Genomic DNA, 18,158 nt, shown 5'->3' on the forward strand with positions numbered 1-18,158 from the left:
CTACGACTATACAAAATGGAATTTTTAAAATATACCAGTGCCTTTTGCAGCAATGGTTGCTGCAACATTGGCTTTATTTTCCAAGTCATCGAATATAACTCTATGATGCTAACGTTCACGGCTTCACATCTGGATTGAAATAGATGTTAAATGTCAACCACATTTTCACAGCCTTTGCAGAAGGGCTAGTTTCATTTAGTCGCAAATCTGGTCGTCAGGCGTGGTTTGTATTCTTAGTTGCCTTTAGTCTGATAATTAGCCTGATGACCCCAATGGCATCTTATTCTCAGGCTTCCCAGGCGATGTTTAACGACATTGAAGGCAACTGGGCGCAATCGTGTATTGAACAACTGGCACAACGCAAGATTATCAGTGGTTATCAAGATGGCAGTTTCAAGCCGAATGATCCGGTGACAAGAGTTGAATTTGCAGTGATGATTAGCAAAGCTTTACCCAAAGCGCCTAAAGTGCGTAGTGCGAGTAAATTTGTTGATATTGCCAATAACTATTGGGCAGCGCCTGCAATTAGTTATGCCTATACAACAGGATTTATGTCAAGTGTTAATGACAAGGTATTTAATCCTACCCAAAAGATGTCGCGTGTGCAGGTGTTAACGTCTTTGGTTAATGGCTTAAAATATTCGCCTAAAAATCCTGTGGCTAATACTTTGAATCAAGCTTTTAGTGATGCTTCGGAGATACCTGCAAATTCTAAAAGTGCGATCGCGGCTGCTACAGAAAAACAATTAGTTGTTAATTACCCTGATGCTAGAAAACTCAAACCCGCTCAGTTGGTGACTAGAGGGGAAATAGCAGCCTTCTTATGTCAAGCTACTGGTACAACTGGATTAGTGTCTTCCCGCTATATTGCTAGAGCGACAACGCCGAGAGTATTCCAAGCTAGTGTCGCGCCATCTTCTGAGATTAGAGGGGTTTGGTTAACAAATATAGATAGTGATGTGTTATTTGATCGCGATCGCCTTTCTAGAGGCATTGAACGTCTACACGATCTTAACTTTAATACCGTTTATCCAGTAGTCTGGAATTGCGGTTATACACTCTATCCTAGCGGTGTAGCTGACAATATCATTGGGCGATCGCTTCATCCAGAACCTGGATTAAGAAGGCGAGATATCCTCAAAGAAATGGTTGATAAGGGACATCAACAAGGTATGGCGGTGATACCTTGGTTTGAATTTGGGTTTATGGCACCAGCAGACTCTGGTAAACTCCAATGCGATCCCACCTCAGAACTAACCAAGCGTCATCCTCAGTGGATTACCAATCGTCGTGATGGCACAACCATTTGGAAAGAAGGTCCTCACGATCGTTTATGGCTTAATCCCTTACATCCAGGGGTACAAAATTTTATCAAAGATTTAGTTGTCGAAATGGTCAGAAACTATGACATAGACGGCATCCAATTCGACGATCACATGGGCTTGCCTTCTGACTTTGGCTACGACCCATTTACAGTTTCACTTTATAAAAGTGAACATAATGGTCAATCTCCCCCAAGTAATCCTCAAAATGCTGAATGGTTACGTTGGCGGGCTGATAAAATAACCGGATTCATGGCACAGTTATTCCGTGCCATCAAAGACGAAAAACAAAAAGTAATCGTTTCTCTCTCACCCAATCCTCAAGAGTTCGCCTACAAGTCTTATCTGCAAGATTGGGAAAGTTGGGAACGGCAAGGGATTGTTGAAGAATTAGCAATACAGTTGTATCGCAACGATATCAATCGGTTAATTGACGATTTAGAACGTCCAGAAGTCAAAGCAGCACGTAGTCATATTCCAGTTGCGATCGGAATTTTGACAGGAACTAAACCACGTCCTATTTCAATCTCACAAATTCAAGAGCAAGTAGAAGCTGTTCGCAAACGCGGCTTTGCTGGTGTTTCATTCTTCTTCTATGAAACTTTGTGGAACATTGCAAATGAAACCCCAACTGAACGACAAGCAGCTTTGAAACAAATGTTCCCACAATTAGCACAACGACCTAGTTTAGTTAAGGGTTGGAAACCAAATACTGAGGCGATAACTAAATAATTGCCTAAAAATTTTACTTCCTCTCCTTGGTAAAGGGAGGGCTGGGGAGGGGTATTCAACGACTTTTGCTCATTGGTCTAATGTAGAGACTTGCAATTGCAAGTCTCTGCATTTTTTATGAAAAAAACGTTATGAAGGTTTGAAAATAGACAAAAACCGGATAAGAAACGCTGTACAAGTCCCAATCAACAAAAACACAATCCCGTCAGATGGTCGAGTAAAAGTCTCCGATGCGACCAAATATCCTACAGTTGCCAAGCCAGCTATAGGGATCAATCTAAAAATATCCCCAGAGAGGCGATTGAGTGGAGTTCCTTTTCGCCAGCTTTTCCATAAAGAAATTGCATCTGCTACAACAAACGAACTAATAGCTGCGAAAACTATCAAGCCTACCCAGTACTGCATGAGTGTTTGATCAACTTTGATGATTAGGGCTTACGCAAGTTTAAAGCATTGAAGAAGTAGCTGGAGCGAAATAAACTTAAGATGAAATCTGGTAATTGTTAATTGTTCTTACCGTTCTCTAGAACCTACTCAAATCTACTCATCGAACAGTGATAACTGTTTGGGAATAAATTTGATGTCTAGTTCCTGTTTCACTGAATCCTTAACAGCAGTGCCATTAAGTTGATGTGATCCTCCACAGGCAATCCCCGTCGAACTGACGGTTTTGGGATAATCAATACTTTCATGCCAGCGTTCTAAATTGATACTGGCATTGTAATCACGATCTAATGTCGTGCCACAATTACCACAGTTAAAAACTCGTGTTTTTAGTGGCATCTTTTGACGATTGTTGCAACAACTACACACTTGAGAACTAGGGTAAAACCGATCAACTTTAATAATTGTTGAACCATACCACCCCGACTTATATTCAAGTTGTCGCCTAAACTCGTAAAATCCGCAATCAGCAATGGCACTAGCCAACCTATGGTTTTTGAGCATACCTGAAACATTCAGATCCTCAATTTTAATCTCGCCGTGATTCTTGGCTAACCATGTTGTTAGTTTATGAATTGCGTCTTGTCTGATATTGGCAATCCTACGATGAAGCTTGGCAACTTTTAAATTAGCCTTGTTACGATTGTTAGAGCCTTTTTCTTTACGACAAACTGAGCGTTGCAGGTGAGCCAGTTTCCTTTTAGCTTTGCGGTAAGCTTTAAGGTTAGGAAAAACTGAACCATCAGAACAAGTAGCTAAAGCATTTATCCCAATATCAACGCCTATCTTATCTCGGCGTTTTGGTGTTACTTTTTGCTCTAACTCGTATTTAAAACTAACATACCAATCACCCGCCCTTTTAGTCACAGTCACGTTTTTAGGTTGTACAGTAGGCAATATTTCATAGCATTTTACCCATCCGAAAATGGGGAATTTAATTCTATTGCCACTAATTTTTATACTACCTTCTAGGTAGAAGCTGTCTTTAACATTCTTTTTCTTAAACTTAGGTTTGCCTCGTCCAGGGACTTTAAACCAGTGCTGAAAAGCTTTGTATAAGTTCCTTAATGCTTCTTGAGGTGGACATTTTGAAACCTCATAATACCAAGTATGAACAGATTTGACCTCGGCTACTAACCGTTTATGTAAATCAATCGCTGTCGGTAATTTTTCTTGATTGTCTAAAGCCTTAAGACAAATATCTAAACCCCAATTCCACGCATGACGACTTACCCCTGCGTGTTTAGCTGCCAATGTGCGTTGCTTGTTATTAAGGTCTAGTTTGGTCTTAAAGCTTTTCAGCAACTTCCCTCAAATCCTCAACAATCTTTTTATTTTTATGACTACGACTTCCATACAATCGAGCCGAAAACACTGTAATTATTTCTAATACATCTTTTGCTAAATCTTCTTCAAAACTGGCATCTTCTGTACGATTAATAATTACTACTTCTGTACCAAAATGCTCACACAAACTAAAAATCAATTCAGAACCAAATCTCAATAATCTATCTTTATGGGTTAAGACCAATCTCTCAACCTGATTGTCAGTAATCATTCTGATTAATCTTTGCAGTCCTCGCTTGCTGTAATTTAAGCCAGAACCTAGATCATCAATAATTTGATACTGCCAACCATGAGTCGCGCAGAACAACTCTAATACTTGTTTCTGCCTTTCTAGATCAGGTTTTTGTTCGTGACTTGATACTCTGGCATAACCGACTGTAATTGAACTATCTGCTGTTATCCCCAATAATTGAGCTAGATCGTACCTACGATGCCCATTGGCTGTACGTTCAGGGATTAGCTTGCCCTCCGCTTCCCACCTCCTTAACGTGGAAACGGCAACTCCTTTAAGTTTAGCTGCTTCTGATATAGTTAACTTACTCATATAGCCATTTTAGCATATTAAATGAGTAAGTTTAAGCGTTTTTGAGTAATTTTTAAGGAACAGTCACGTCCCCTTTCCAGACGTACACAGACGGAAATATAGAGACTGGAAAAACTCCTTAATGGGAAACGCGATATAAGTAATGGGATTAATGCTGACAATAATATCTCTAAAATCGCGCTTGGCAAGAGCTACAACTGCCCAAGACAACCAGCGAGCATCCATCACACCATAAGGATTTAGTTGACTCTTGAAGGGACCTAATATTAGCTTGCGGATCACGCAGGGAGCATCTAATCGGCGTAGGGTAATCAAGTCTCCTAGCGTTCTTTTAGACAATTCATACAGGGGGCTGAATGCTGGACTAACTTCTGCTTCTGATGTGTTGATCCACAGTTCTTTGATTGCTTTGTGGCTTGATTGTGTAACGGTTTCTAAAAATAATTCCGCTAATTTCAAGGCTGAAAAAGTGTTGACTTCATAAGACTTTTGGATCGATTCAGGGGAGCGATCGACATACACATTAACACCGTGATTGATAATCAAAATATCAACATTTTTCAGACGAGTTGTTAATTCTGTTTCCGCCCCTAAGTGCCAGTGTAAAATTTCAATACCTGGCTGAAACTCTGCATCGTTGTTACTGGTTAACGCCACCACCTTAGCACCTTGAAGGCACAATTCTTCAATCAACGCCTGTCCGAAAGTCCCAGATGCTCCAGTAATTGCTACTACTTTTCCTTTTAAAGATAGACTTGTTCCCAATAGTTTATCTACCAAGGTAAAGTGACCACAAAAGTAAGCATTGCCCTGATCAAAATGATGTCGCCAGTGATAAGTCCGATTTACCGTCCATTGGGAAGGAATTTCTACTAAATCGCCTGGTTTATGGGTAAGATCGGTTTGGAGTAGCAGTCCTTGAGAACGAGCGATCGCAGGTATTAAAAAGCCCATAGAATACAGACAACCAAGCCACATTCCATAGTTTTGCGACAGCCCAGCAACTACAGCCGTTGCTCCAACCATCATCAAAGATTCGGGTACATCGTTGTTCCACTGTGCTTTCTGATAAGCTTCTAAGCTTACTATCGTCAAATCACGACGATAGGCTTTGTGATGGAGGGTATGGGAACTCTGTAACGGTTTCCAGTAATGTCCGGCGATGTGATATACATCTCGCACCAGTTCAGCAAAGATGACAGAAACAAATCCCAGCAGTAGTTGGATGAATATTTGATTTTGTAGCAGGTTGAAGTCCATCTGGTTAAGTAGCGTTTATAAAAATTTATGTGAAATTGTAACGGGATGTAAAGCTTTGATAAAAACTTAATCCAATTTTAAGTGAAAAATCAATAATATATAGCAGTCAGCAGTTAGCTAGTTTAATTTAATAGTGTGATCGCACTCCTTGTGGGTAGCTTCCTACTTGCAACCATCCATGATAGTAATATTGCATCCATAGTCTCAGCACCTATCCTTGGAGAGTATAGGAAATACAGTGGGAAGCATTACCTGTAAGCGTAATTACAATGTCAGGAAACAGAAGCGATCGCCGTATAAAGGCAACTATAGTAGTTTTACTGGTTTGGGGTATTGTAAGTTTGCTCCACTGGCGACAATCGACGCAGTGGTTGATGGTGGTATTAACCGCAGTCCTCACAGTTCAAGCAATTAGGATGCTCATCGCCAAACCGCATACTACCTCTATTGATGGTAATAGCGATTTGCTCACCGTCTCGATTTTAGTTCCAGCCAAAAATGAAAGTGCAGTCTTACCTAACTTAGTTCATAGTCTATTCCGCCTAGACTATCCAACCACTCACCTAGATATCTGGATCGTTGATGACGGTAGCACAGATGCAACCCCCCAGATTTTGCAAGAATTACAAACTAAATTTCCAGGGTTACAAGTTCATCGGCGGGAATCAAAAGGTGGTAAATCAGGGGCGCTTAATGCAATTTTTCCCTCTATAAAAGGAAAGATTATTTTAGTTTGCGATGCCGATGCTCAACTTCCTGCTGATTTCCTGCGGCAAACATTACCTTTATTTCAGCAGAAAGCTATTGGTGCAGTGCAAGTGCGAAAAGTTATAGCAAATGCTGACACTAATTTCTTAACTCGTTGCCAACAAATGGAAATGAGTTGTGATGCTGTTCTCCAAATCCATAGAATTGCTGCCGGAGGAATGTCTGAACTGCGCGGCAATGGTATGTTAATTCGTCGGGAATTGCTAGAAAAGTGCAACGGTTGGAATGAGGATACTGTCACCGATGATTTAGATTTATGCTTCAGGCTTTATTTACTAGGCACAGAAATTGAGTTTGTAACAATTCCATCAATTCAGGAAGAAGGAGTAACAACCTGGAAAAATCTCTGGCATCAACGCTGCCGTTGGGCTGAAGGTGGGTATCAGCGTTACTTAGATTACTTTCCCGAAATTTTAAGATTAGGTTGGGCTAAAGAAATAGATTTACTATTATTTTTCCTGTTGCAATTTCTGCTGCCAATTGGACTTATCCCTGATTTACTCTGGACAATTTTTTATAGCCATCATCCAGTGTTGTTACCACTTCAAACGCTACTTAGTATAATTCTGACCGTTGCTTTTATTGGCGGGCTTGCTCAATTTCAAAATAAAAGAAATTGGTCTTTACTATGGGCAACAATTCAGGGTTCTCTCTACATGGTGCATTGGATTCCTGTGATGATTGTAACTACCTTAAGTATGTGTGTGAAACAGCCTAGCTTGAATTGGATTAAAACTGAACATCGTGGTTAAAAAAATGTGAATCGCATCACTCAACATAGCTAGATGCGATCGCTTGTCCAATCTCTTGAGGTGTTGCTCCAGTAGCCAGCATTGCACGGATTAATAATTCAATAGAAACTGAGGAATCACCATTTTCAGCTTTAGCAATACGCGGCTGGCTAGAATGAATTTTTTCAGCAAGATCAGCTTGTGTCATTAGCCTTTTTCGCCGCTCCTTTAGACTGCGACTGAGTGATAATTTCATTTCAATTAAAGTACTTTCTTCTTGCGTCAACTCAAGAAACTCAGAAACCGTTCCAACTTTCCAGTCTTTAGCTTCTAAACGTTCTTTTTTAGTTAGCTCCATCAGTCTCTTCCTGAGTATCAATATCGTATTGTTTATTGTTATCGCTCATAATTATTTTATATCATATATGATATATTTTACGCTCTAATGGAGCTTAAGACTGCGTTGGAGCGATCGCCATTCCCATAAATCTTCAGCCTATAATCAGCGTAAACAGATCCAAAAAGCAACAAACAATCATGTTGGATTTGCTGATTCAAAACGGCTTAATTTTCGATGGTTTAGGCTCTGCCCCTGTACGTGGGGATATAGGCATTCAAAATGGTAAAATCGTTGCCCTGCCTGGGTTGGGAAAAGCCATATCTGTCGATGCCCATCAAGTGGTAGATGCTTCCCAACTATGGGTTACACCAGGATTTATAGATATTCATACCCACTACGATCTGGAGTTGGAAATTGCACCAGGGCTAAGTGAATCAGTGCGTCATGGTGTCACCAGCGTTGTAATTGGCAACTGTAGCTTGTCTGTTGCTGTTGGTGAACCGCAAATGTTAGCAGATATATTTCAGAGAGTAGAAACGCTTTCTCATAAACTGATTAATAAATGGTTGCAAAAATCAATTTCTTGGCATACACCAGCAGAATATCTCAATCATTTAAAACAGTTACCCCTTGGTGCAAATGTTGCACCGATGTTTGGACATAGCGCCTTACGCGCCCATGTTATGGGATTAGAACGTAGCTTAACAGATCAACCCTCAGAAACCGAACTCAAAACTATTGAACAAATAGCGGTAGATGCGCTAGATGCTGGATTTGTAGGCATCTCAATTGATATGTTTCCTTGGCATAGAATGAGTGGAGAATGGCGCGGCTCCACTATTCCATCACAACACGCCAATTTTAGAGAATACGCTATGTTAGCCGATATTTGTCGGCAACGAGATGTAGTTTTTCAAGTCACACCCAATTTACAGCAACTTACTTCCTTTCTAAACATTCTACGCATGGGTTTAGGTATTGGAAGAAAACCCTTGCGCCTAACAGTATTATCAGCCTTGGATGCAGTACACGATCGCAGACTTTGGCGAATATTTTCTCCCCTACTATTCATCTGGAACCGCATTCTAGGTGGAAATGTGCGCTTTCAAACTTTAACCGAACCCTTCACAATTTACTCGGATGGTTCCGTCACTCCATTATTTGAAGAATTCCCGACAGGCGCACAACTTAATAGCTGTGATTCACGACAGGAACGACAACAATTATGGCAATCTGAAAATTTTCGTCAACAGTTTCGTCAAGAATGGAATAGTAACTGGCGTAAATCATTTCATCGTCAGTTAGATTTAATGGTAATTGTCCACTGTCCTGAAAAGAATTGGGAGGGGTTGAGCTTTACAGAAGTTGCTCACCAAAAGCAACAAGAACCACTAGATTTTTTTATTGAAGCTTTGCAGAATTATGATACAGATCTGCGCTGGGTTGCAACGGGAGCAAACGATCGCTTAGAACCCCGTTTGGCTTTAATGCAACACCCTGATATATTTCCTGGTTTTACCGATGCTGGAGCCCATGTGCGTAACCTTGCCTACTATGATGGAGCATTGTCATTATTAAAACAAGCGATCGCTACTAATTTTCTCTCTCCTGAAACCGCTATTCACCGTATTACCGGAGAACCTGCCCAGTGGTTTCGTCTCGATACAGGAGTTCTCAAAGTCGGTGCTAAAGCTGATTTAGTATTACTAGATCCATCTGCTTTAAATCAGCCAATTAGTCCACCAGTGGAAATATCAGATCCACTCCTTGATGGTGAACCTCGCATGGTTAAGCGTGGCTCAGATGATATTGTGCAAGCGGTTTATATTAATGGGATTAAGGTTGTTAATCAAGGTCAAGTATGTAAAAACTTAGGTCAAGAAAGGTTGGGAACAGTTTTGTCTTGTGGGCTTTAGCTAAAAATATTTTATGCCTAAAATTACTCCTATTCTTCACCAGAAGTTAAGAAATAAAATCAACGATCAAATTATAGAGCATCCTTTTACAGACTACTGGGATATTTTTGTCCTCAAACACCAGCACCCGATCAATATTGCTCTGCACGTTATTGGAATATTCATTTTTTACGGCTTGCTATTTTGTAGCTGGAAGTTTCACAACTTTTGGTTGCTCTTCTGCTTACCTCTAACTCAGTTAGTGGGTTTAATAGGGCATTTATTGTTTGAGCAAAGCCATATTGATCTAATTGATGCGGTGTTTTCTTGGCGGGCTTCTTCGTGTTTAGGTCGAATGCTATTGAGAATAGTGTTTGGTAAGTATAAAGATGATATCAAGCAACGGCAAGAGATTTTAAGCAACTATCAGCAAAATGTAAATTAAATGAGGGGGAAACATTTAAAGTCCCCCTTTTTAAGGGGGATTTAGGGGGATCATTTATGTGTATAAGTTGTGTTAATTATCCCCGCATCTTGAATCGCTGCCAATGCAGTTTTACCTATAATATGGTGAGCCGCAGTTGTTGGATGAATACTATCCCAGAATAAAAACTGGTCTGGATTACTATAGCTGGTTTGAGCAGCCATACATCCACTGATGACATTGCTAAAACCAAACGCGGCGGGATTTGTAATGGCTTCTCGATAAAGCGTGTTAGCATCTAAAGTAGCAATTTGAAGATCAGATCTTTGCTGACTAATTAGCTTGAGCGATCGCCTTAAGCCTTGATTATGCGCCCTTGTTAATCCACTTAAGTATGCAGAATTCCCATTAGTTCGTGTCGCTGGTAAGTGTCCCAAATCTGGCAAATTTCCCACAAGCATCTTTTTAGCACCAAAATCATGCAAGGATGCGATCGCGATCGTCAAATTTTCTAGGGGAACTTTTTCACTGCTTACTCCTTGCAAATAGTCATTCGCTCCCGCCCAAATAACATATAGTGCATTAAGATTTGCCTGTTGATTTGCCTGTGTAAAAGACTTTACCTGAGTTAACAAATCAGGTACTAAACTGTTGTAATTTATCTGCGCTGCACCTGGGTTAACCTTTCCAGTAGTTGCTCCTCCATAAGCAAAATTCTTGCTTTGGTTTGATGACAGATTAAGGCTTTCGGCAAGATATTCTACCCAAACTAGACCATTAGAGTAACGTCCTTGAAAATAAGGCGGATTTGGCGGGTACATTCCTCCACTTAATCGAAACACCGTACCGACATCTGAAAGACTATCCCCAAATACATTAAGTTCTGTAATCGGATGAGAATTTTGAAGAGATTTTGTGATTACAACCATGATAAAAAACAGTAAAGAAAGTTTTGTTGCTAAAATTTAGTTTTAATTAAGCTCAAATTATTAATGCTTACACTACTAAAAGTGCAGCTTTGACGCGGAAATTCAAAACCTGACTGCAACCTGATCGAGTAGAGTTTGAGCCTGCAATTGATCGCTTCTCTAGGCTAACAAGTTAAATTTAGAAGTATGCGAGGGAACCGAATACTTAATTGCACGGATTTTACCAATTGTTTTTAATCAAATTAATTATTAGCAATATTGCTAAGGGCGATAAAAAAGTGTTGTGGAGCGAAGTTCTGCGATCGCACTAGCTTTAAACTTTAAATTAATTAAAAAAAATCTCAACATCAAAACCCAATTCATATAACAAACTTTGCTAATTATGTCAACATAATTAAACATAAAACTTTCTCCCCTCCCGCCGCTTCGGGGTGGGGTTGTGATGAAAACTATCCTCCAATACCTAAACGTCCTGCCAAACCAGGAGCCAAAGGAATTAGAGTTGCTATCATCAAAAACAAAGCAAGTAAACCTAAAGCGGCTCTAGCATCATCCGGTTCTGTAATTTCATTTAAACTCGGTCTTTCCAAACCTCGCTGTAAGAACAAAATCGCAATTACCCAGTAAAAAATGATCGGATTACCTGGATTCACTATAGAAACAATACCCAGGATAATTAATGTTGCTATTGTTGCCCGTTGAGCAGTTTTACGCCCATAGATAGCTTGTACAATTCTGCCACCATCTAACTGTCCTGCTGGCATTAAGTTCAATGCTGTAACTACTAAACCCAACCAACCAATTATTGCTAGTGGGTGGATATCAACAATGGTATTTTGGAGGGCAGAACCCAAGATTACTTTTGCCAGTGTCCCGACTAAAATTGAGCCTTGAAAAAATTGCGCGGGTAATTGAAATAAACTACCAGGGTGAGAAAGCAGTAATCCTATAATCAGCATCAAGAAAGATATAATACCGCCAATAGCGGGACCAGAACAGGCTATATCAAACAAAACACTGCGATTAGGAATTAAAGACTCAAAGCGGGTAATTGCGCCAAATGAGGCGATTTGCCAGCTAGGAAGAAAGAAAGGTAAACTGAGGCGGATATTGTGACGCTTGGCGATGACTCTATGTGCTATTTCATGGGATGCTAAAACTACCCAGATGCCGATAGTGATAGGTAGAGTTTCTTTGATTCGTTCTACATTACTAGATAAATCGAAGCCGAGGAAAAGTCCAGCCGTTTCTAAGCTACTGGCAATTGTTGCCAAAAATAGGACAACTGCGAGAATTTTCTGAGGAATTGTGCTGGGTTGTGGATCGTTGGTGCTGGGTAATACGACTACAACAGGTTTACCTTCAGGACTTTCTACTAAAAATAGTCGGTAGCGATCGCCCATTCTTTCCTGTAAACTAGCAGACAACCGCTCATGTGTCGCTGCTGGTTCTCCCCGCAGATTCCCTTTGAAAATCGCTCCTTCTTGATATGCGATCGTTTCTGTGGCAAAAAAGGTATCAATCCCAAAAATGCCTTGAATACTTTTTAAATCTGCATCTGGAATCGGAAGCACTGCTTTAACCTCCTGAATACCTTCGGCAGATGCTGCGCCTTGAGTAGATGTGATGTCTTCTGGGGATATATTTTCTGGTGTGCTTACTTCTTGGTTAGCCTTCAATCTTTCAGCTATTTTCTCCCGTAAAGCAACATCCTGACCAGCAGCACGCAGTCTATTACCTATAAAAATGTATAACCCACTCGAACCTACTAACAAAAACACCACACTCACAAGGTTCAGGTAAATACCCAGGGCAAACGAACCAAACAAAAATAGCCAAGGCAGCATCAAGATTAATGACTGCAACCAAGCTAAAATTCCCACCTTTCCATAAGGCTTGGCACGATAAAAGCCTAAACCAAGTATTCCTGAAGCTATAAGAAAAATTATAATTGTTGCTGTATTTTCTGATGTCATAAACATTTATCAAATATTAATTCAAGGTTCTAAGTCCCGCACCTTTAGAGACGTTGTATCCAACGTCTCTAAATTTCCATGAGAGGAGATGTCTGTTGACTCTCACTTCTCATCCTGCACTTTTTCTACAGCTAGTCTTAAATTGCCATGATGTTCAGCCAGCAGATGCTCTCCTGCTTCTTGATCTACCCCTGTCCAGTGCATTAACAAAGCTAACTTAACTTTTCTGCCACTGCGTTCTAGTAAGTAACCAGCATCTTCACGATTGAGATCTGTCAGGTCTTGCAGCATTCGCAGGGCGCGGTCATGTAACTTGGTATTAGTGACAGCCACATCGACCATGCGATTGCCGTAGACTTTACCTAACTTTACCATCACTCCAGTAGAAATGATGTTTAAAGCCATTTTTGTAGCGGTTCCGGCTTTGAGTCGGGTAGAACCAGCTAGTATTTCTGGTCCAACTAGCAGCCGAATGTCGATGTCAGCTTCGATGCTTACTTGTTCAGCAGGGACACAGGCAATTAAGGCGGTGGTGGCTCCGCGTTGCCGTGCTGCTTGAACCGCTCCATGCACATAGGGGGTAGTACCGCCAGCAGTGATGCCGATGACAACATCTAGGTCTGTGATGTGACGATGTGCGATCGCTTCTGCACCGTCTTCAAATCGATCTTCTAAATTTTCTGAACTCCGCACTAATGCACCCGCACCGCCAGCAATGATGCCCTGTACAAGTTCTGGCGGTGTACAAAAGGTGGGGGGACACTCGGCGGCATCTAAGACTGCCAAGCGTCCACTTGTGCCAGCACCAACGTAGAATAAGCGTCCGCCACGACTTAAGGCTTGAGCCGTGCGGTCAATTGTTTCGGCAAGCTGGGTACGAGATTGCGCGATCGCAGCTAGAGTTTGCTGATCTTCTGTGTTAAACAGATCCACCAACTCTAGAGAATTCATCTGATCGAGATTCTGACTATTGGGGTTAACCTGTTCAGTCAGTAAGTGACCTCGTTCTTTGAGCGGCTGGTTATTATTATTTTTAGTGTTACTCACAATAATCCTTCTAACTGACGACGAATACGGTCGAGGTCAGAAACTTCTGGTTTAGAACCTTCAACTTGCCAGTCTGTTTCATCGACGCTATTTTCTGGGGGTAATGCTAACATTCCTTCTTCTATTAGCTCACAGTCATAATCAGCGTCACGGCAAAATTCTTCAATTTCTTCTCTATCTATGGCTTCGACTGCTGCATCAGGAAAGTCTTGGGCTTCCAATTGCAGGGCAAAGCGGGTGGCATCGTCTTCTGACTCAAACATCAGTACAGTATTACGACCGCCAAGTTGTATTGTATGAATGCCTTCATTTTCAGTTCGGGCGTTAAATAACAGAACGTATACTTGCATGAGTGCAGCCATTAGTAGTTTTTGATGGGTGGCGGAGGATTTGACAATATTGCATTCTACAAATTGTCTAGGTTATCCACCAGTCCACGTCATATAGATCAGTAATTTTAACTGTCCTTAACCTAGAGTACAGAATCATAGCTAAATTCTGGCTCCTGACTCCTAAATTCTTTTTGATTAAATTATTCGACCATAACGGGCAACAACTAAATCAGTGGGATTTTCTTGGTTAGATAACCATGCCCACATTTGATCGCCTAGAGAAAAATGCCACCACTCATTAGGATGACGCTGAAAACCAGCAGCAAACATGATTTTTTGTAATAGTTGGCGGTGGGTATGATATTGCTGTTCTGTTGGGGAAGTAGCATCTTTATAATAGTTGGGATGCGATCGCTCTGAAATTTCATCAATTTCTCCTCCCATATCAATAATTTCTCCCTCGCTATCAACTAATGTCACATCGACAGCCGCGCCTGTACTGTGAGGTGGTGGCGTGGCGGGATCTAAGCTAGGAAGCGCCCAAAATTGCTCAACTTGTTGCCACACAGCTTGTTTTTGGGCTTCTGATAAGTTAGATGTTAAATTTTGAGCTTGAACAAGTTCGTTAAATGTGTAGTCCACCATAAATTGTTGGACTTCTACAGGGCGATAAGCATCAAAAATTTGGATACGCCAACCAGGATACTGTTGTTGGAGATTTGTTTGCGCTTGGGTTAATTGTTCGAGTACACCTTTACGGAGATAATAAGGCGATCGCTCTCCATAAGTAGCACCTAGTTTGATATATGGATGGGGAGATGCAATGGCAAATTCCAACGGAATCGGCAGCAGTTGTTCCCCGCACTCTAAAATAGAAATCTGTTGATAAGGTTTCATTGGTATGAGTCAGTTAATTGCGCGAATAGGTAGGTGTTTTTTTTAGTTAAGCATGATTTTAGGCTAAACTCCTTGCTGAATCAGGGTTTGGGGTATTATAGCTTTGATAGTGATTCGCGCAAACTCTATAATGCTTGATTTATCTAGATTTTTACTTTATAGTTGAAATTGAAATGCGGTACTATCTAGCCCAAATGCTATGTTCAGTATTAATCCGCGCAACAGCACCTCGAAAACTAAATACAGCAACGCTTTCATGCTCCGGCAGTTTAAATGCACCTAAATCCCTTTTAGGGATTGAAACAAAAAACAGTTCCCACCAATAGCAGTAATAGCAGGTTTAAATGCACCTAAATCCCTTTTAGGGATTGAAACATCTCTAGCCCAAGAGAAGCCAGCCATCCAATCACACCGTTTAAATGCACCTAAATCCCTTTTAGGGATTGAAACCAGAAATTACGACAGACGCGCAAGCAGGATCAGCCAGTTTAAATGCACCTAAATCCCTTTTAGGGATTGAAACAGCCAGATAATGATGATAATGCTAGAGGCTGTCCGTTTAAATGCACCTAAATCCCTTTTAGGGATTGAAACGCTGCTTTTTTATTGATAGTTCTTGATCTTCCATGTTTAAATGCACCTAAATCCCTTTTAGGGATTGAAACAAAAAATTAACTATTTACTTAAAAGTTAATTTTTTAGTTTAAATGCACCTAAATCCCTTTTAGGGATTGAAACTTGAATTCTTGTTGTGTCATAACCAAGGTGGCTATGGTTTAAATGCACCTAAATCCCTTTTAGGGATTGAAACAGATAGTAATAATGAACTTTTAAGCAGTGGCAAATAGTTTAAATGCACCTAAATCCCTTTTAGGGATTGAAACAATTTCTTCAATACGCTCCCCCATCTGGCGTAATGAGTTTAAATGCACCTAAATCCCTTTTAGGGATTGAAACATGGAAGAGTATAAAGCCAAGGATGGCAAGATGAGTTTAAATGCACCTAAATCCCTTTTAGGGATTGAAACTCGCCAGTTTGATTAATCAAAAAACTCCGGTCGTTTAAATGCACCTAAATCCCTTTTAGGGATTGAAACTAAGTGTCTAAACTCTATCCCTAATTCTTCTAGTTGTTTAAATGCACCTAAATCCCTTTTAGGGATTGAAACTCTCTATTGATAAAATCCACTCGATTAATTGCTTCAGTTTAAATGCACCTAAATCCCTTTTAGGGATTGAAACCAGACCTCCCCGACGAGACAGCATACTCAGAGGGAGTTTAAATGCACCTAAATCCCTTTTAGGGATTGAAACATCAAAACTTACTGGTAGCAGCTAAGGAACTATGGTTTAAATGCACCTAAATCCCTTTTAGGGATTGAAACTACGAGAATCCTCTAACCATTCACCGTGGCTTGTAGTTTAAATGCACCTAAATCCCTTTTAGGGATTGAAACGAATTGTGATCGGCGTTGATACAAAGCTTTGAAAACGTTTAAATGCACCTAAATCCCTTTTAGGGATTGAAACAGCATCTTCTGGATGTGAGCGTTTAAATTCCGTTTAAATGCACCTAAATCCCTTTTAGGGATTGAAACTTTTACCTTTTACTTTGACGCTAGAAGGTTGCCGTGTTTAAATGCACCTAAATCCCTTTTAGGGATTGAAACGAGGGATAGTAAATCCTCCTCAGTTAAATCGTATAAGTTTAAATGCACCTAAATCCCTTTTAGGGATTGAAACTCATTAGACTTTCATACAAGTGAAGTTTTAAATAGTTTAAATGCACCTAAATCCCTTTTAGGGATTGAAACACATACAAAGGCATTAGCTGGTGGTACTACTAATGTTTAAATGCACCTAAATCCCTTTTAGGGATTGAAACCCCTTATTAACTCTCTTTCAAACTGTGCAATAGCGTTTAAATGCACCTAAATCCCTTTTAGGGATTGAAACGTAACATTTAAACGCCATACCATGCTCCTGGATCAGTTTAAATGCACCTAAATCCCTTTTAGGGATTGAAACTGAAGCTTTATTAATATCATGCACAATCAAAGCAGTTTAAATGCACCTAAATCCCTTTTAGGGATTGAAACCTGATGTAGTATTTCTTAAGCAATTAAATTATGGCTATAGGTTTAAATGCACCTAAATCCCTTTTAGGGATTGAAACGTTTATTGCGATCGCCTTTACATTTTTCTAGGGGAAGTTTAAATGCACCTAAATCCCTTTTAGGGATTGAAACAAATGATTTAGTTATAGATGAAAATGTATCTCAGGCGTTTAAATGCACCTAAATCCCTTTTAGGGATTGAAACGGTTCTGGTGCAGTTTCCATGCGATCGCTAATCGAGTTTAAATGCACCTAAATCCCTTTTAGGGATTGAAACGGTTGAGTGAATAGTGATAGTTGCATAATTATTCGCGTTTAAATGCACCTAAATCCCTTTTAGGGATTGAAACCAATAAAAGCCAACAAATCTAATATAAAAATCCGCCTCGGTTGAAATTAATCGAAAAATATAAACTTTTGTAACATATAGACAAAAAAGTAGTTTTTTATCGGGAGTATCAAGATAGTTAGATGTATCTCTATACATCATCAAGGCTGAAACCGCAATAGAAAACTCAGTTAGTTCACTAAGTTTGCATATTTTCTAAAAATCACATCTATTTTCAAGTAAGTTTAACAGGATCAGAAATAACCATGAACAAGCAAGTTTTAAGAATAGCGATCGCATTACCGATGGTAATCGCCAGTGCTAATTCTAGCTTGGCGAATGACACTCGAAAACCACCAATATCAAATCAAGCCACAATTGATAACATACGAATAAATGGCAATCAGCAACCATTGTTTCCTTCTACGGATACACGGGAACGACCGAAACCCAAAGGCCCTAAAGGTTTCGAGGTGGGTGTGCAACAAACTCCTAATCAACAGGTATTAGGCAATCCAGCCAATCTCATAGAACGACCCAGGCCCCCTGTCCCTGGTGGTACTGATCCAGGTTTGCAACAAACTACCCAACAGTTATTAAACTTACCTGGGGAGACACGGGTACGACCAAAACCAAAAGGCCCTGGCAGCCATGATCTAAATTTGCAAGTTGTTCCTCAGCAGCAACTTCAGTATTAGAGAAATAGGGAGGAGTGAGAAGAGAGG

Annotated in this window: 15 protein-coding genes and 1 CRISPR repeat array; of the genes, 5 read left to right on the forward strand and 10 right to left on the reverse strand. The window is 40.3% G+C overall.

Annotated features, from left to right (window positions below; all coding sequences use genetic code 11):
* Positions 1-143 precede the first annotated feature (143 nt).
* Entirely contained in the window at positions 144-2,054 is a 1,911-nt protein-coding gene (locus CRI9333_RS21815) for a glycoside hydrolase family 10 protein (RefSeq protein WP_015205324.1), read from the forward strand.
* Positions 2,055-2,594: 540 nt separating this feature from the next.
* Here CRI9333_RS21815 and CRI9333_RS21825 read toward each other — a convergent pair.
* The 3 genes from CRI9333_RS21825 to CRI9333_RS21835 form a co-directional block, all read right to left on the reverse strand.
* On the reverse strand, positions 2,595-3,803 hold the full coding sequence (locus tag CRI9333_RS21825) for an RNA-guided endonuclease InsQ/TnpB family protein (protein WP_015201199.1): 1,209 nt from the start codon (positions 3,801-3,803) through the stop codon (positions 2,595-2,597).
* Positions 3,787-4,389: an IS607 family transposase gene (locus CRI9333_RS21830; protein WP_015201200.1), complete on the reverse strand. Its 603-nt coding sequence runs from the start codon at positions 4,387-4,389 to the stop codon at positions 3,787-3,789. Before CRI9333_RS21830 ends, CRI9333_RS21825 begins: the two co-directional genes overlap by 17 nt.
* A 63-nt stretch (positions 4,390-4,452) precedes the next feature.
* On the reverse strand, positions 4,453-5,649 hold the full coding sequence (locus tag CRI9333_RS21835) for a bifunctional sterol desaturase/short chain dehydrogenase (protein WP_015205326.1): 1,197 nt from the start codon (positions 5,647-5,649) through the stop codon (positions 4,453-4,455).
* Between the two features lie 269 nt (positions 5,650-5,918).
* Between CRI9333_RS21835 and CRI9333_RS21840 the strand changes: the two genes are divergently transcribed.
* Entirely contained in the window at positions 5,919-7,169 is a 1,251-nt protein-coding gene (locus CRI9333_RS21840) for a glycosyltransferase (protein WP_015205327.1), read from the forward strand.
* Positions 7,170-7,185: 16 nt separating this feature from the next.
* Here the strand turns inward: CRI9333_RS21840 and CRI9333_RS21845 are convergent, their stop codons facing one another.
* On the reverse strand, positions 7,186-7,506 hold the full coding sequence (locus tag CRI9333_RS21845; RefSeq protein WP_015205328.1) for a helix-turn-helix transcriptional regulator: 321 nt from the start codon (positions 7,504-7,506) through the stop codon (positions 7,186-7,188).
* A 179-nt stretch (positions 7,507-7,685) separates the two neighbouring features.
* On the opposite strand from CRI9333_RS21845, the gene CRI9333_RS21850 reads away from it, so the two are divergent.
* Positions 7,686-9,404 carry an N-acyl-D-amino-acid deacylase family protein gene (locus CRI9333_RS21850; RefSeq protein WP_015205329.1) on the forward strand — a complete coding sequence of 573 codons (1,719 nt, stop codon included), beginning with the start codon at positions 7,686-7,688 and terminating at the stop codon, positions 9,402-9,404.
* A gap of 13 nt (positions 9,405-9,417) precedes the next feature.
* Positions 9,418-9,828 (forward strand): Mpo1-like protein, encoded by a 411-nt coding sequence (locus tag CRI9333_RS21855; RefSeq protein WP_015205330.1) that lies wholly within the window; start codon positions 9,418-9,420, stop codon positions 9,826-9,828.
* 50 nt (positions 9,829-9,878) lie between these two features.
* On the opposite strand, the gene CRI9333_RS21860 is transcribed toward CRI9333_RS21855, so the two are convergent.
* The 6 genes from CRI9333_RS21860 to CRI9333_RS21880 form a co-directional block, all read right to left on the reverse strand.
* Positions 9,879-10,736, reverse strand: a complete 858-nt coding sequence (locus tag CRI9333_RS21860) for an SGNH/GDSL hydrolase family protein (protein WP_015205331.1) — start codon at positions 10,734-10,736, stop codon at positions 9,879-9,881.
* A 261-nt stretch (positions 10,737-10,997) separates the two neighbouring features.
* Positions 10,998-11,138 (reverse strand): hypothetical protein, encoded by a 141-nt coding sequence (locus CRI9333_RS26990; protein WP_157462368.1) that lies wholly within the window; start codon positions 11,136-11,138, stop codon positions 10,998-11,000.
* A gap of 47 nt (positions 11,139-11,185) precedes the next feature.
* On the reverse strand, positions 11,186-12,718 hold the full coding sequence (locus tag CRI9333_RS21865) for a site-2 protease family protein (RefSeq protein WP_041226161.1): 1,533 nt from the start codon (positions 12,716-12,718) through the stop codon (positions 11,186-11,188).
* A 96-nt stretch (positions 12,719-12,814) separates the two neighbouring features.
* On the reverse strand, positions 12,815-13,759 hold the full coding sequence (gene murQ / locus CRI9333_RS21870) for an N-acetylmuramic acid 6-phosphate etherase (protein ID WP_015205333.1): 945 nt from the start codon (positions 13,757-13,759) through the stop codon (positions 12,815-12,817).
* A complete protein-coding gene (locus CRI9333_RS21875; RefSeq protein ID WP_015205334.1) occupies positions 13,756-14,121 on the reverse strand; it encodes a DUF3110 domain-containing protein in 366 nt (121 codons plus the stop codon). The genes murQ and CRI9333_RS21875 overlap by 4 nt, the downstream gene beginning before the upstream one ends.
* Before the next feature lie 165 nt (positions 14,122-14,286).
* On the reverse strand, positions 14,287-14,988 hold the full coding sequence (locus CRI9333_RS21880) for a M15 family metallopeptidase (RefSeq protein ID WP_015205335.1): 702 nt from the start codon (positions 14,986-14,988) through the stop codon (positions 14,287-14,289).
* A gap of 267 nt (positions 14,989-15,255) precedes the next feature.
* Positions 15,256-17,455: direct repeats of the CRISPR family, unit length 37 nt; unit sequence GTTTAAATGCACCTAAATCCCTTTTAGGGATTGAAAC.
* A 244-nt stretch (positions 17,456-17,699) separates the two neighbouring features.
* Between CRI9333_RS21880 and CRI9333_RS21885 the strand changes: the two genes are divergently transcribed.
* Complete coding sequence (locus CRI9333_RS21885) at positions 17,700-18,131, forward strand: hypothetical protein (RefSeq protein ID WP_015205336.1); 432 nt, start codon at positions 17,700-17,702, stop codon at positions 18,129-18,131.
* Positions 18,132-18,158 lie beyond the last annotated feature (27 nt).

Source organism: Crinalium epipsammum PCC 9333, assembly GCF_000317495.1.
GTDB lineage: Bacteria > Cyanobacteriota > Cyanobacteriia > Cyanobacteriales > PCC-9333 > Crinalium > Crinalium epipsammum.

Excerpts from the sequence above, each read along its gene's own strand:
- CRI9333_RS21815 (WP_015205324.1), top strand. The coding sequence starts at position 144 with ATGTTAAATGTCAACCACATTTTCACAGCCTTTGCAGAAGGGCTAGTT.
- CRI9333_RS21830 (WP_015201200.1), bottom strand. The coding sequence starts at position 4,389 with ATGAGTAAGTTAACTATATCAGAAGCAGCTAAACTTAAAGGAGTTGCC.
- CRI9333_RS21835 (WP_015205326.1), bottom strand. The coding sequence starts at position 5,649 with ATGGACTTCAACCTGCTACAAAATCAAATATTCATCCAACTACTGCTG.
- CRI9333_RS21840 (WP_015205327.1), top strand. The coding sequence starts at position 5,919 with ATGTCAGGAAACAGAAGCGATCGCCGTATAAAGGCAACTATAGTAGTT.
- CRI9333_RS21845 (WP_015205328.1), bottom strand. The coding sequence starts at position 7,506 with ATGGAGCTAACTAAAAAAGAACGTTTAGAAGCTAAAGACTGGAAAGTT.
- CRI9333_RS21850 (WP_015205329.1), top strand. The coding sequence starts at position 7,686 with ATGTTGGATTTGCTGATTCAAAACGGCTTAATTTTCGATGGTTTAGGC.
- CRI9333_RS21855 (WP_015205330.1), top strand. The coding sequence starts at position 9,418 with ATGCCTAAAATTACTCCTATTCTTCACCAGAAGTTAAGAAATAAAATC.
- CRI9333_RS21860 (WP_015205331.1), bottom strand. The coding sequence starts at position 10,736 with ATGGTTGTAATCACAAAATCTCTTCAAAATTCTCATCCGATTACAGAA.
- CRI9333_RS26990 (WP_157462368.1), bottom strand. The coding sequence starts at position 11,138 with ATGTTTAATTATGTTGACATAATTAGCAAAGTTTGTTATATGAATTGG.
- CRI9333_RS21865 (WP_041226161.1), bottom strand. The coding sequence starts at position 12,718 with ATGTTTATGACATCAGAAAATACAGCAACAATTATAATTTTTCTTATA.
- CRI9333_RS21875 (WP_015205334.1), bottom strand. The coding sequence starts at position 14,121 with ATGGCTGCACTCATGCAAGTATACGTTCTGTTATTTAACGCCCGAACT.
- CRI9333_RS21880 (WP_015205335.1), bottom strand. The coding sequence starts at position 14,988 with ATGAAACCTTATCAACAGATTTCTATTTTAGAGTGCGGGGAACAACTG.
- CRI9333_RS21885 (WP_015205336.1), top strand. The coding sequence starts at position 17,700 with ATGAACAAGCAAGTTTTAAGAATAGCGATCGCATTACCGATGGTAATC.